Annotated in this window: 14 protein-coding genes; 10 read left to right on the forward strand and 4 right to left on the reverse strand. The window is 67.6% G+C overall.

Translation table 11 applies throughout. The features are described from left to right. Positions 1-627, reverse strand: a 627-nt coding sequence (locus KHN96_RS20815) for an IS5 family transposase (protein ID WP_211888733.1), incomplete at its 3' end; no start/stop codon positions are given. Positions 628-834: 207 nt separating this feature from the next. Here KHN96_RS20815 and KHN96_RS20820 point away from each other — a divergent pair. Both KHN96_RS20820 and rfaE2 read left to right on the forward strand, forming a co-directional pair. Further along, positions 835-1,689, forward strand: a complete 855-nt coding sequence (locus tag KHN96_RS20820) for a ferritin family protein (RefSeq protein ID WP_045785646.1) — start codon at positions 835-837, stop codon at positions 1,687-1,689. Between the two features lie 74 nt (positions 1,690-1,763). Beyond that, positions 1,764-2,261, forward strand: coding sequence for a D-glycero-beta-D-manno-heptose 1-phosphate adenylyltransferase (rfaE2, locus tag KHN96_RS20825; protein WP_045787746.1), 498 nt, complete (start codon positions 1,764-1,766; stop codon positions 2,259-2,261). 4 nt (positions 2,262-2,265) lie between these two features. Here rfaE2 and KHN96_RS20830 read toward each other — a convergent pair whose 3' ends face one another. From KHN96_RS20830 to KHN96_RS20840, 3 genes are all read right to left on the reverse strand, one after another. Further along, a complete protein-coding gene (locus KHN96_RS20830) occupies positions 2,266-3,024 on the reverse strand; it encodes an SPOR domain-containing protein (RefSeq protein ID WP_062738672.1) in 759 nt (252 codons plus the stop codon). A gap of 91 nt (positions 3,025-3,115) precedes the next feature. Next, entirely contained in the window at positions 3,116-3,979 is an 864-nt protein-coding gene (locus KHN96_RS20835) for a type III pantothenate kinase (protein WP_062738671.1), read from the reverse strand. Continuing rightward, a complete protein-coding gene (locus tag KHN96_RS20840) occupies positions 3,976-4,848 on the reverse strand; it encodes a biotin--[acetyl-CoA-carboxylase] ligase (RefSeq protein ID WP_062738670.1) in 873 nt (290 codons plus the stop codon). The genes KHN96_RS20835 and KHN96_RS20840 overlap by 4 nt, the downstream gene beginning before the upstream one ends. 188 nt (positions 4,849-5,036) lie before the next feature. Here KHN96_RS20840 and KHN96_RS20845 point away from each other — a divergent pair, with 188 nt between their 5' ends. The 8 genes from KHN96_RS20845 (at position 5,037) to KHN96_RS23020 (ending at position 13,373) form a co-directional block, all read left to right on the forward strand. Beyond that, the gene (locus KHN96_RS20845) at positions 5,037-6,161 is read left to right on the forward strand and encodes an MlaE family ABC transporter permease (RefSeq protein WP_045785650.1); all 1,125 of its coding nucleotides are present in this window, start codon (positions 5,037-5,039) and stop codon (positions 6,159-6,161) included. Continuing rightward, entirely contained in the window at positions 6,158-7,039 is an 882-nt protein-coding gene (locus KHN96_RS20850) for an ABC transporter ATP-binding protein (RefSeq protein WP_045785651.1), read from the forward strand. The genes KHN96_RS20845 and KHN96_RS20850 overlap by 4 nt, the downstream gene beginning before the upstream one ends. After that, positions 7,039-8,007, forward strand: coding sequence for an MlaD family protein (locus KHN96_RS20855; protein ID WP_062738669.1), 969 nt, complete (start codon positions 7,039-7,041; stop codon positions 8,005-8,007). The genes KHN96_RS20850 and KHN96_RS20855 overlap by 1 nt, the downstream gene beginning before the upstream one ends. A 9-nt stretch (positions 8,008-8,016) precedes the next feature. Continuing rightward, a complete protein-coding gene (locus tag KHN96_RS20860; protein WP_062738668.1) occupies positions 8,017-8,670 on the forward strand; it encodes an ABC-type transport auxiliary lipoprotein family protein in 654 nt (217 codons plus the stop codon). 50 nt (positions 8,671-8,720) lie between these two features. Beyond that, positions 8,721-9,968: a VanZ family protein gene (locus KHN96_RS20865; RefSeq protein ID WP_045785654.1), complete on the forward strand. Its 1,248-nt coding sequence runs from the start codon at positions 8,721-8,723 to the stop codon at positions 9,966-9,968. Between the two features lie 131 nt (positions 9,969-10,099). After that, positions 10,100-10,309, forward strand: coding sequence for a hypothetical protein (locus KHN96_RS20870; protein WP_062738667.1), 210 nt, complete (start codon positions 10,100-10,102; stop codon positions 10,307-10,309). 77 nt (positions 10,310-10,386) lie between these two features. Then, positions 10,387-12,489: a phosphocholine-specific phospholipase C gene (locus KHN96_RS20875; protein WP_062738666.1), complete on the forward strand. Its 2,103-nt coding sequence runs from the start codon at positions 10,387-10,389 to the stop codon at positions 12,487-12,489. 599 nt (positions 12,490-13,088) lie between these two features. Next, on the forward strand, positions 13,089-13,373 hold the full coding sequence (locus KHN96_RS23020) for a hypothetical protein (protein WP_373995177.1): 285 nt from the start codon (positions 13,089-13,091) through the stop codon (positions 13,371-13,373). Positions 13,374-13,376: the final 3 nt, after the last annotated feature.

Genomic DNA, 13,376 nt, shown 5'->3' on the forward strand with positions numbered 1-13,376 from the left:
CGTCACGTCGGCCACGTTCGCCGCCGTGCATTCCACGTGGTGCACCAGACCGGACGCGTCATCCACGCCGATGTGCGCCTTCATCCCGAAGAACCACTGGTTGCCCTTCTTCGTCTGGTGCATCTCAGGGTCGCGCTCACGGCGGGCGTTCTTGGTCGAGCTGGGAGCAGCAATGAGCGTGGCATCCACGATGGTGCCGCTCTTGAGCATGAGGCCACGCTCGGTCAGGATGCGATTGACCGTCTCGAGGATACGCTGGCTCAGGCCGTGTTGCTCCAGCAGGTGGCGAAAGCGCAGGATGGTGCTCTCATCCGGCACGACATCCACCCCCAGGTCCAGACCAACAAAGCTCGCCAGCAGCGGCGTGTCGTACAAGGCTTCCTCCACCGCCGGGTCCGACAGACCAAACCACTGCTGCAAAAAATGAATCCTCAGCAGCTTCTCTACCGCAAAGGGTGGCCGCCCACCCTTGGGACCCGCCTTCGGCGCATACGGCTCGATGAGTGCGACCAACTCTGCCCACGGCACCACACGGTCCATCTGCTCCAAAAACGCACGCTTGCGGGTGCGCTTGGCGCGCAGCTCAAAGCCCGTATACATCGGCGCCTCCAGACTCATCTGCTTCATGTCGCTATTGTCCCATCCCGGCAGTCTGGCAGGAAGGTTTTGCAGACCTTCCCTAAGGGGGTCGCCAAGCCACGCCGCATGCGTGGACGGGCAGGCCTGTTGTGACAAGGAAACGGGCAGACGCAGAACTTTGCTCCGGCAAGCACGAAAAACCGGGGCAGGTCAAGCATGTCTGCTAGAATTCGCCTGCAAATTCAAAGGCTTACCATGCTCTATCCCGAATTGTTCAAGTCGTTGGAAGCGGTCCGCTGGAATATGGAAAAGGATATTCCGTGGGACCAGTTCGACGCGTCGCTGCTGACCGACGCGCAAGCGCAGACCATCAAGATGAACGCCATCACCGAGTGGTCTGCACTGCCCGCCACCGAGATGTTCCTGCGCGACAACCGCCACGACTCCGATTTCTCGGCGTTCATGAGCGTGTGGTTCTTTGAGGAGCAGAAGCACTCGCTGGTGCTGATGGAGTACCTGCGCCGCTTCCGCCCCGAACTCGTGCCGACCGAGGAAGAGCTGCACAACGTGCGCTTCGAATTCGACCCGGCCCCGCCGCTGGAAACGCTGATGTTGCACTTCTGCGGCGAGATCCGCCTGAACCACTGGTACCGCCGCGCGTCCGAATGGCACACCGAGCCGGTCATCAAGGCCATCTACAGGACGCTCTCGCAGGATGAGGCTCGCCACGGCGGCGCGTACCTGCGCTACATGAAGAAGTACCTCACGCAATTTGGCGACAACGCGCGCAGCGCATTCGCCAAGATCGGCGTGCTGATGGCCTCGGCCCGCCGCACGGAAAAGCCGCTGCACCCGACCAACCTGCACGTGAACAAGGCGCTGTTCCCGCAGGACACCGTGCAGTCGCGTCTGCCGAACCCCGACTGGCTGGAGCACTGGCTCGACGAGCAGATCAAGTTCGACGCCGGCTGGGAAAAGAAGGTCATCGAGCGCATCCTGCACAACATGGGCCTGCTGTTCGAGCGCACCTTCGAGACCGTGCAGGACCTGAACCGCTACCGCAAGGAACTGAACGCGCGCCTGCTCGGCTCGACCGAACAAGCGGCCTGATCCTTGCCATTGGCAGCCAGCGGCCCATCGATGCGATGGGCCGTTTTGTTTTCCTCTCCGATTTCGCTCTCGCCATGACCGCTCGCCAGCCCGCGCCCGCCTTCGAACAGAAGATCTGCGACCCCGCCGATGTGGAAGCTCGCGTGGCGGGGCTGCCGCGCCCGCTCGTGTTCACCAATGGCGTGTTCGACATCCTGCATCGCGGGCACGCGACGTATCTGGCGCAGGCGCGCGCCCTGGGAGCGTCGCTGGTGGTGGGCGTCAATACCGATGCGTCGGTGCGCATGCTCGGCAAGGGCGACGACCGCCCGCTCAACACGCAGGACGACCGCCTGGCCGTGCTGGCCGCACTCGAATCGGTGAGCCTGGTGGTGCTGTTTGCCGAGCGCACGCCGGTCGAGCTCATCCGCCGCGTACGCCCGGACATCTACGTCAAGGGCGGCGACTACGACATCGATGCGCTGGAAGAAACGCGCGTGGTACGCGGCTGGGGCGGGACGGCGCTGGCGATCCCGTTCGAGCATGATCGCTCCACGACGGCGCTGCTCAAGCGCGTGCGCGCAACGTCCTGAGCCCTCAGCGCGACGCCGTCACCGACGCGCAGGCGCGCAGGTCTTCGGCGCCCAGCGTCTTCTTCAGGTTCGCCAGCTCGGCCGCCACACTGGATGCGGCATCGGCGGTGGCCGTCACGCGCAGCGAGGCCGGTGCGCCAAGCCGCCGGGTTTGCGTCACCACCGCGGTGCGCACGTCCTTGGCGCGCAGTTCGTCCAGCAGTTGCTGCGCCCGCTCCCTGTCGCGGAACAGCCCCAGCGACACCACAAACGTATTGCCTTCCTGCACGATGGCGGAGTCCGTCACGTTGCGGCGCTTGAGCTCGGCGATCTTGCGCTCGGCGTCTTCGCGCGTGTCGCGCGCCGGCATGTGAACCCACCAGCGGTTGTCTTCCTGGCGCGTGATGCGCTCCACCTGCACGCCCGCCATTGGCCTGAGCTGATCGAGGCCGCGCGTGGCCTGTGCGTCGGTCAGGCCGATGAGTTCGGTGCAACTGCCGGCGGTGTCCGCAGCGGCCACGGCCGTACGTTCGATGCTGGCTTGTGCACCCGATGCGGCGGGTGCCGATGCCGCGGGCGCCGATTTGGGTACGCCTGACGACGATGCCGGTGCCGGCTCGAGAATGCGGATGTCTTCGGTGCGGATCTGGCGGCGCATGCGCTCGGGTTCGCGCTCGCTCTCGAACCAGGCCTGCGAGACGTCCGGCCCGAACACGCCGGTGTTGGCTGCCAGCAGAACGCCGTTGACGAGCAGCAGGAGCAGCAGGGCGAGGCGAAGCGTCATGGTGCGTACGGACGGGGATTCAGGCGGTGGTTCGGAATGCAGGAACACGGCGACGGCAACAACGGCAAGACAACGGGGACAGGGCGGCCGTTCATGCCAGCGTTGCCGCGCCCTCCCGGTTCGCGCGCGCCAGCACCTGCAGGCCAAGCAGCACGAGATTATCGTGCATCTGAAACGGCATGCGCAGATGCGGCGCCAGTGCGGCACGGGCGCCGCCGCTCAGCACGCAGCGTGCCGGGCCGGGGTACTGGACCTGCAGCGCCTGCCACGTCTGCGCGATCGCGCCCGCCTGCGCCGTCACGCAGCCCAGCGCGATGGCGTCCTGCGTGTTGTCGGCCCAGGGCGGCGCGACCACGTCGCTGGCGCTCAGATAGCCGACATCGACTTCCGGCAACTGCGCGGTATTGCGCGAGAGCGCGCGCATCATCAGGGTGAGGCCGGGCAAGATCAGGCCACCCGCAAACAGCCCGTCGGGCGTGACGACGTCGAGCGTGGTGGCGGTGCCGGCCGTGACCAGCAGCAAGGCTGTGTCGGGCCACAGGTGGCGCGCCCCGACCGCTCCCACCCAACGATCGGTGCCGAGTTGCGTGGGCTCGCGATAGCCGTTGCGCAAACCGGCGGCGGCATCCTCCGATGCGGCAATGCGTACGCGCGCGCCATCGAAGACGCGGGCGATGCGCGCCGTGAGCGCATCACGCAGCGCCGGGCCGGCCACGGCGCTGATCCATACCTCGGGCGGGGCGACTCCGGAGGTGTGGCAGTCGCGCCAATCCTCCACCAGTTCGGCCAGTTGATCGTGCGCACGCGCGCCGGCGTGCTGCCATGGCGTGCCGCCTGGCTCTTCGGGCAGCGCATCGACGCCGCTGGCGATCCACGCCCACTTGATGCGCGTGTTGCCCGCGTCGATCAGCAGCAACGGACGCGCGGCCGCAGGAGGCGTCTTCAGGCGCGTCATGGCTGCGCGTCCTCGGCGGCGCGCAGCGACACTTCGCCACTATGGATCCATTGCACCCGGCCGCCGGATTCGATGGCGAGCCGCCCATGCGCATCGATCCCATGTGCCACGCCTTCGAGCACGACGGCGCCGTCCTGCCACAGACGCACGCGCTGGCCGGCAAAGGCGTCGCGCGCAGCAAACGGCGCCACGAAGGGCGCCAGCCCCAGCGCGCCAAACCGCTGCAGGTGCTCACCCAGCGACGTGAGCAGCGCCGAGAACACCGCGTTCGGTTCGGGCGCGTCCACCAGTTCTTCGACGCCCGAAAGGCCCCGGCCCAGCTCGGTTTCCAGCACGTGTGGCCGCTCCAGGTTCAGGCCGATGCCGATGACGGCCCAGGTCTGGCCCGGCGAGCAGCGGACGGTCTCGACGAGGATGCCGGCCAGCTTGCGCCCGGCAATCTGCACGTCGTTGGGCCATTTGAGCGCGAGGGCCTGCGCGCTGCCGCCGTGGGCTTCGGCATATGCCGCCACGGCGTCGGCAACGGCCACGCCCACGGCCAGGCTCAGACCGCCGAGCTGCGCCGGCTCGCCGGCAAAGGCGCATGCGACGGAAAAGGTCAGGCCGTGGTTGCCGCTCCACGGACGGCCCTGGCGGCCGCGGCCGGCGGTCTGGTGCTGGGCTGCCAGCACGCGCGCGCCTGCGAGCGGCGCGAGCCCGGCCTGCGCCGCATGCCCGGGCCAGGCCGCATCGCGCACGGCGGCCATCAGGTCGGCGTTGGTCGAACCGGTGGAATCGACCACGTCGATGGGCCAGGCAGCCGCGGGCCCGGTGGGCCGGATGTGTTCGCGTGACAGGCGCCAGCGCGCAGAAGGTTCGGCAAGAGACATGAACAGAGCAGGCGATCAGGTTTTTGCGCAGGAATGCGGGCATTGTACGAGCGCGGCCTCCAAACCGGGGCCCAGCGCTTGCTACAGGCGGCGCGCACGCCGCACAGTGGCCCAGAGTGTGACAGTGCCGGGCGGCGCGTTGGCTACAATTCGACCGATACCCGGCATCACCGCTTACGGAGACCCGTTTGATCACCTGCCGTACACCTCAGATCGAGGTACGTGTCGTCGATGGCCGGTCCGTCGCCTTTCTGTCCGGCGACTGGACCACGCTTGCCCTGGCCGAGCGTGCCGGCGTGCGCGGTGCGCGCCAGCAGATCCGCGCCGGTTTGGACAACGCAAACGCCTGGTGCCTGACCGAGGTGGGCCGCATCGACCACTTTGGCGCCCAGTTGCTCTGGCGTGCCTGGGGCAACCGCTGGCCCGAGCATCTCGACGCCCGCCCCGACCAGCGGCGCATGATCGACCGCGTGGCCAAGCTCGACCCGGGCGGCTGGAAGAAGCGCCTGGCCCCGCGCATCAACCCGGTGGCGATCCTGGGCGCCGGCATGCTCGACTTCTTCAGCCACGCGCGCGACGGCATCGCCATGGTCGGTCAGCTGGTGTTCGATTTCGGCCGCTTGCTGCGGGCGCCGCATCGCGGCCCATGGCGGGAGATTTCCGCCAACATCTACAGCACCGGCTACAAGGCGCTGGGCATCACCGCGCTGGTCGGCTTCCTGATCGGCATCGTGCTGAGCTACCTGTCGGCCAACCAGCTGCGCGTGTTCGGGGCGAGCATCTTCATCGTCAACATCCTTGGGATGGCGATCATCCGCGAGCTTGGCCCGGTGCTGGCGGCCATCCTGGTGGCGGGACGGTCGGGCTCGGCCATCACGGCGCAGATCGGCGTGATGCGCGTGACCGAAGAGCTCGACGCGATGCGCGTGATGGGCATCTCGCATGGTTTTCGGCTCATCCTGCCCAAGGTGATCGCGCTGGCGATCGCCATGCCGCTGCTGGTGGCCTGGACGGACCTGCTGGCCCTGGGTGGCGGCATCCTGGCGGCCAGGTTCCAGCTCGACATCAGCCCCGCCTATTTCATTACGTCGCTGCCCGACGCGGTGCCGGTGGCGAACCTCTGGCTCGGCATCGGCAAGGGCGTGGTGTTCGGCATGCTGATCGCGCTGGTGGCGTGCCACTTCGGCCTGCGCATCGAGCCGAACACGCAGAGCCTGGGCGAGGGCACGACCACCTCGGTGGTGGTGTCGATCACGATCGTGATCCTGGCCGACGCCGTGTTCGCCATCCTCTTCAAGGACGTGGGCTTATGACGCGGCCACGCCATTCGCACGGCGAGCATGCCGGGGCGCCATCGCAGCCGATCACGCCGGCACGCGAACGCGTGATCGAGGTGCGCAACGTCACCAAGCGATACGGCAACGTCACGGTGCTCGACAACATCGACCTGGACGTCTTCCGCGGCGAGGTGCTCTCGATCGTGGGCGGCTCGGGCAGCGGCAAGACCACGCTGCTGCGCCAGGTCGTGGGGCTCGAGAAGCCGACTTCGGGCACGATCCACATCTTTGGCGAGGAGCTGACGTGCCAGGTCGGCAACGACCTGCAGTCGATGCGCAACCGCTGGGGCATGCAGTTCCAGCACGGCGCGCTGTTCTCTGCGCTGTCCGTGATCGACAACGTGGCCCTGCCGATGCGCGAGCTGCGTACGCTGCCCGATGCGTTCGTCACGCGCGTGGCGATGCTCAAGCTGCAGATGGTGGGGCTCAAGGCCAGCGACGCCGACAAGATGCCGTCGGACCTGTCGGGCGGCATGATCAAGCGCGTGGCGCTGGCGCGGGCGCTGTCGCTGGAGCCGGAGCTGGTGTTCCTTGACGAGCCGACTGCCGGGCTGGACCCGCGCGCCTCGGACGATTACGTGGCGCTCATCCGTGAGCTGCGTCGCGAGCTGGGGCTGACGGTGGTGATGGTCACGCACGACCTGGACACGCTGGTGGCGCTGTCCGACCGCATCGCGGTGCTGGCCGACCGCAAGGTGCTGGCCGCCCAGCCCATCGAGCAGATCATTCAGATCGACCATCCGTTCATCAAGGAGTACTTCCTGGGTGAGCGGGGCAAGCGGGCGCTGATGGCGCTGGGCCCGCAGATGACCGAAGCGGTGGCTGCCGCCACGCTTGCCGTGCAGGAGGATTGATGGAAAACAAAGCCCACGCATTTCTGGCCGGGCTGTTCACGATCGGGTTGGCGATCTTCGTGGCGCTGGCCGTGATGTGGTTCAACCGCGACCAGACCGTACGCGTGCCGTATGACCTGGTGACGCGCTCGACCGTCAACGGGCTGAACCCGCAGGCCGCGGTCAAGTATCGCGGCCTGGACGTCGGCAAGGTCGACACCATCCGGTTCGACGACAAGGTCCCCGGGCAGATCGTGGTGCGCGTGCTGGTCGACAAAGATGCGCCCATCACGACCACCACCTATGGCCGCCTGGCCTACCAGGGCGTGACGGGCCTGGCCTACGTGCAGCTCGATGACCGCGGCTACGACAACAGCGGCCACGCACCCAGCCCGACGCATCTGGCAACGTCTGACAAGAACCCCGCGCGCATCCGCATGGAAGCGGGCTTCCTCGATGAACTCGACAAGCGCGGCGACCAGATGCTCTCCAAGCTCGATCAGACGCTGAATTCGCTGTCGATCCTGTTCGACGATGAACATCGGCAGCAGATCACGGCGTCGCTGCAATCGTTCCAGTCCACCATGGACAGCTACAAGGCACTGGCCCAGCGGGCCGAGCCGACGGTGCGCAAGCTGCCGAAGATCGCCGACAACCTCGATGCCACGCTGCTGGCAACGCGCAGGCTGACCCAATCGCTCTCCGATCCGAATGGGCCGCTGATGGGCACGCTGGCCGGCGCGGGTGCGGATCTGTCGGCGGCCACGCAGTCGATGCAGTCTGCCGCCAACGTGCTGACCTACGAAACGCTGCCGCAGCTCAATGGTTTCGCGCGCGAAGCCCGTCAGGCCGTGCGCGGTTTCGATCATGCCGTGTCGGATTTCAATGCCCGGCCGCAAAGCGTGCTGTTCGGCCCTGCGCCCGGCGTGCCGGGGCCGGGTGAGACCGGCTTCACCGCACCGGCCGCCCGCGTTCCGGCCCAGCCCTGAGGAGTGTTCATGCTGACGTTGCCTGCTGTATTGCGCCGTGCGATGCCCGCGGCCGCCCTGATGGCGCTGTCGCTGCTTGGCGCGTGCTCCAGCACGCCCGCGGGCCCGACCGCCCTGTACGACTTCGGGCTCGCCCCCACCGCCTCGGCCGGTGCCCGCCTGCCGAACGCGCTGCGTGTGGCCGAGGTGGCCGGCCCCGGGTGGATGGACGGCAACGCCATCTACTACCGCCTGGCGTATGCCCAAAGCCAGCGCACCGATGCGTACGCCAACAGCCGCTGGCTGGAGTCGCCCGTGAACCTCTTCGACGCCCGCTTGCGCAACGCGGCGGCCGCACGCGGGCAGGTGGTCGGCTATCCGACGCCGGACGTGCCGACGCTGCGTGTCGAGCTGGTCGATTTTTCGCAAGTGTTCGATCGACCCGATGCGAGCCGTGGCGTGGTGCGTCTGCGGGCGACGGTGTCGCTGGCGCGCACGGTGATCGGCCAGCGCGTCGTCCAGGCCGAGGCACCCGCACCGAGCGCCAACGCCGCCGGCGGGGTGGCGGCGCTCACGCAGGCGTCCGACCAGGCCATCGGCGAAGTGCTCGACTGGGTGGCAGGTCTGCCGCTGCCGGCCGGTTCTTCGGCCGCTTCGGGCGGCATGGGCACGCACCGGCGCTAAGCTATCGGCCGGATGGGAACCCTCCGTGATGTGCGGTATCGGACGCTATCATGGGCGGCTTCTCCGGGGCACGTCCGCTTCTCTTCTCCAGACTGCAGCTTCCTTCGGTGACGGACCTCCACGCGCAACCTAACCCTCAGGCCCCGCATCGCCATTCGCCGCTCGCGCGGGCGGGGCTGGGATGGTTCGTGCTGCTGGTGGTCTACGCCAGCCTCTATCCGTTTGCCGGATGGACGGACACCGGCGTGTCGCCATTCGCCTTTCTCAGCGCGCCGCTGCCGCGCTACAACACGGGCTTCGACCTGCTCACCAACGTCTGGGGCTACATGCCGCTGGGCATGCTGACCGTGCTGGCGGTGCATCCGCGCATCACCGGCTGGCGGGCGGTGTTGCTGGCCCTGCTGGCGGGGCTGCTGCTGTCGGCCGCGATGGAGGCCATCCAGACGTATCTGCCCACGCGCATTTCGTCGAACGTCGATCTGGCGACCAACACGGTCGGCGCATGGCTGGGCGGCATGGTCATGGCGCCGTTCTCGGCGCGCCTGATCGACCGGGGCGGGCTGCGGCGCCTGCGCCGGCGCTGGTTTGAGCCGCACGCGACGTTGGCGATCCTGCTGCTGCTCGTGTGGCCGTTCGCGCAGATCTTCCCGCAGGAATTCCTGTTCAGCATGGGCGGCGTGATCCGCAGCATCCTGCTCGACCCGTCGCCGGATGGCTTCATGGTGAGCCTCGTCAACGGCTGGTTTCCCGAGCTCTTCGACTGGCAGGACAGGCTGCAGGCCCACCCGGAAGCCCTGCAGCGGCAGGAATTGCTGGAGGCGCTCATCACGGCGTGCAGCTGGATCGGCACGGGCCTGCTGGCGACGGTGGCCATGCGGCGCGATGCGCCCGTGCTCCGTCTGCTGGCGGCGCTGCTGGGCGCGGCGCTCCTGGTGAAGGCGGGGGCGACCGTGCTCCAGTTCCCGCTGGGCGGGGCCTGGGATTGGCTCTCGTCCGGCGCGCGCTTCGGGCTGGTCGTGGGCTCACTCGTGCTGGTGCTGCTGGTGCGCCTGCCGCGCTGGCTGCGCGGCGCGCTCGCCATGACGCTGCTGATCGCTCTGATTATCCTGTCCAACGTTCTGCCGCCGAGCCCGTATTCGTGGGTCTCCGCGCAGGCGTGGCGGCTCGGGCGCTTCGTCCATTTCAACAGCCTGTCGCAGTGGATCGGCTGGCTGTGGCCGTTCCTGGGGCTCGGCTATCTTGCATGGCGCGCCGAGCAGGCGCAGATCGAGCGGCGTGCCAGTCGGCGTCCCGACTGAGCACTCACTCGTTCGGACGGCGCCTTGGCCGCCGTCATGCAGCCGACACGATTCCTTTCTACCTTAGCGCCTGTTGAGCGACGGGCGTGCGCTGCATGCGCAGACCGTCCCGTGTCATCAGGAGGTCATCCGTGTCTGCCAGCCGCGTTGCCGATCGCCCGTTGCGCCGCACCGCATGCCTGACGGCTGCGGCGCTTGCGCTGAGCGGCTGCGATGCCGATCCGCACGTGCCGGCCATCGTGCGCGCACCGGCCCCAGCGCCGGCACCGCCTGCCGCTTCGGCGCAGGCCATGGCTGCACCGAATGGCCTGGCACCGCCCGTCCTGCACACCGTCGACTGAACGTCGTCCGCGCATTCAGCCGCCGCTGCACCGTGTTGTTCCCCCAACCCCCCCAGCACAGACACCAGGTAGAGAACATGACCTCCAAGAGCCGCCGTGGTTTTCTCCGCTCCGCCGCCCAACTCGCTGCCGCGTCCGCTGCGATGGGAGCCGTACCGCAGGGCATCCGCCAGGCGCTGGCGATACCGGCCCACAACGCGCATCGCAGCATCCAGGACGTGCAGCACATCGTGATCCTGATGCAGGAGAATCGCTCGTTCGACCACTACTTCGGCACGCTGCGCGGCGTGCGCGGGTACGGCGATACGCGCACGATCACGCTGCCCAGCGGCAAGAGCGTATGGCATCAGCCGCTGGCCGGCGGGGCGGGCGAGGTCCTGCCGTTCCGGCCGGGCGCGCCGGATCTCGGCATGCAGTTCCTGCAGGACCTGCCGCACGGCTGGAACGACACGCACGGCGCGGTCAACGGCGGCCGCTACGACGGCTGGGTGCCGCACAAGGGCACGACGACGATGGCGTATCTCACGCGCCAGGACATCCCGTTCCACTACGCGCTGGCCGACGCCTTCACTATCTGCGACGCCTACCACTGCTCCACGCCCACCTCGACCGACCCGAACCGCTACTACATGTGGACGGGCTACGTCGGCAACGACGGCGCGGGCGGCGGCCCCGTGATCGACAACGCGGAAGTCGGCTACGGCTGGTCGACGTATCCGGAGGTGCTCGAAGCTGCCGGCATCTCGTGGAAGATCTACCAGGACATCGGCACGGGTCTCGACGCAGCGGGCTCGTGGGGCTGGACGAGCGACCCCTACATCGGCAACTACGGCGACAACTCGCTGCTGTACTTCAAGCAATACCAGAACGCGCAGCCCGGCAACCCGCTGTACGACAAGGCCCGCACCGGCACCAACGTGTCGGCCGGCGACGGCTACTTCGACATCCTCAAGCGCGACGTGCAGAACGGCACGCTGCCGCAAGTCTCGTGGATTGCCGCGCCGGAGGCGTTCTCCGAGCACCCGAACTGGCCGGCCAACTACGGCGCGTGGTACATCGATCAGGTCCTGCAGATCCTGACGTCCAACCCCGAGGTGTGGAGCAAGACGGCGCTGTTCATCACGTACGACGAGAACGATGGCTTCTTCGACCACCTCGTGCCGCCTTTCGCGGCATCGGGCGGCAACGGTCTGTCGACGGTCGACACCACGGGCGAGTATTTCCCGGGTAATGCCAAGTACGGCGCGGGCAGCTACGGCCTGGGCCAGCGCGTGCCGATGCTCGTCGTGTCGCCGTGGTCCAAGGGCGGCTTCGTCTGCTCGGAAACGTTCGACCATACGTCGATCATCCGCTTCATCGAGCAGCGTTTCGCGCGCACGCACGGTGTCAGGTCACCGAACATCTCGAAGTGGCGCCGTGCGGTCTGCGGCGATCTCACATCGGCGTTCAACTTCGCCACGCCCAATGACGTGGTTCCCGCGCTGCCGAGCACCGCTGCCTATGCCCCCAAGGATCGCCAGCGTCATCCCGATTACGTCCCGCTGCCGCCGCTGGTGCAGGCCGTGCCCAAGCAGGAGCGGGGCGTGCGCCCGTCGCGCGCGCTGCCGTATGAACTCTTCGTGCGCGGCCGCCAGGATGAGGCGGCGGGCAAGTTCCAGCTCGACTTCGTCAACACCGGCGACGTGGGCGCGGCGTTCCTCGTCTACACCGCGGGCAGCGTAGATGCGCCGCGCACGTACACAGTGGAGGCCGGTAAGCGCCTGTCGGACAAGCTGCCCGTGGCGGCGGGCGGCGCGTATGACTTCACGGTGCACGGCCCGAACGGCTTCCTGCGCCGCTTTGTCGGCAGGCTCGCCTTGTCAGGCCTGCTGCGTCCGCACGGTCGCGCACTGGAGGTCAAGGAGGGCTACGACGTGGCCAACGGCAATCTGCAACTGCGCCTCATCAACCACGGCCGCACGTCCACGGTGTTCACGGTGAAGAGCGCCTATACCGGCGAGGCCGTGCAACGTGAAGTGCGCGGCGGCGACGATGCGTCGCTGTACCTGGACCTGCGCAGCCAGCACGCGTGGTACGACGTCACAGTCACGGCCAGCACCGATGCCGGCTTCGAGCGCCGCCTTGCCGGCCACGTCGAGACGGGCCGCGCCAGCGCATCCGACCCGGCACTGGGCGCCTGAGCCGCGCGCAAGGAGACGGCGGGTTCACCGGCCCGGGCATCGAAGCCGCCCAATGGACGCCGCGCCATCGTGCGCGGCTTTTCTTTGCCTGAAAGCGGGGAGCGCCAAAGGACGTCCCAGGCGAGGGGGCTCGGTGTGGCATCGCCAGACCGTCTGTGTGCATGTGACGGCACATTGACGTTGCGGCGATCAATTGTTGGTTCTTGGGGAACAGTCTTTTCTTCGAATGATCATTTATTCGTATCAGACAACGATCTATTCTGGTCTCAAGCGCAACGAACCCAGCGCAACCGAACATCAAGACAAAGGAACCGATCATGAACGCCAATCTCGCAACCGCATTCTCCCGTCGCAGCCTGCTGGCCCTCGTGGCTATGGTGTCTGCCTCTGCCGCGCTGCTGTCGGCTCACCCGGCAGCTGCCGCCGTGCAGGGCAGCGCAGATCCGTACACGCAAGGCGCCGTCGCCAAGTACGACGTCTACACGCAGGGCGCTGACCGGCAGGCCGACACCTATGGCTACCTGTCGTGGAAGAACGACCGCTTCGATCCGTACACCCAGGGCGCCGCTGGTAAGGCCGATGCATACACCGACGGCGCACTGGCCAAGGCAGACCCGTACACCGATGGCGCTGCCGGCAAGTTCGACGTCTACACGCAAGGCGCCGACCGCCAGGCTGACACCTACGGCTACCTCTCGTGGAAGAACGACCGCTTCGACCCCTACACACAAGGTGCCGCAGGCAAGGCTGACCCGTACACCGACGGCGCCATCGCGAAGGCCAACCCGTACACGGACGGTGCCGACCGCCAGGCCGACACCTACGGCTACCTCTCGTGGAACGGCGATGCCTCGTATCCGAAGGACGCCGCTTCGCAAGCCTGATCG

Origin of the sequence: Ralstonia mannitolilytica (assembly GCF_905397375.1) — a bacterium.
GTDB lineage: Bacteria > Pseudomonadota > Gammaproteobacteria > Burkholderiales > Burkholderiaceae > Ralstonia > Ralstonia mannitolilytica.

Bases quoted from the DNA above. Each gene is read 5' to 3' on its own strand.
- KHN96_RS20820 (WP_045785646.1), top strand. From the start codon at position 835: ATGCTCTATCCCGAATTGTTCAAGTCGTTGGAAGCGGTCCGCTGGAAT.
- rfaE2 (WP_045787746.1), top strand. From the start codon at position 1,764: ATGACCGCTCGCCAGCCCGCGCCCGCCTTCGAACAGAAGATCTGCGAC.
- KHN96_RS20830 (WP_062738672.1), bottom strand. From the start codon at position 3,024: ATGACGCTTCGCCTCGCCCTGCTGCTCCTGCTGCTCGTCAACGGCGTT.
- KHN96_RS20835 (WP_062738671.1), bottom strand. From the start codon at position 3,979: ATGACGCGCCTGAAGACGCCTCCTGCGGCCGCGCGTCCGTTGCTGCTG.
- KHN96_RS20840 (WP_062738670.1), bottom strand. From the start codon at position 4,848: ATGTCTCTTGCCGAACCTTCTGCGCGCTGGCGCCTGTCACGCGAACAC.
- KHN96_RS20850 (WP_045785651.1), top strand. From the start codon at position 6,158: ATGACGCGGCCACGCCATTCGCACGGCGAGCATGCCGGGGCGCCATCG.
- KHN96_RS20855 (WP_062738669.1), top strand. From the start codon at position 7,039: ATGGAAAACAAAGCCCACGCATTTCTGGCCGGGCTGTTCACGATCGGG.
- KHN96_RS20860 (WP_062738668.1), top strand. From the start codon at position 8,017: ATGCTGACGTTGCCTGCTGTATTGCGCCGTGCGATGCCCGCGGCCGCC.
- KHN96_RS20865 (WP_045785654.1), top strand. From the start codon at position 8,721: ATGGGCGGCTTCTCCGGGGCACGTCCGCTTCTCTTCTCCAGACTGCAG.
- KHN96_RS20875 (WP_062738666.1), top strand. From the start codon at position 10,387: ATGACCTCCAAGAGCCGCCGTGGTTTTCTCCGCTCCGCCGCCCAACTC.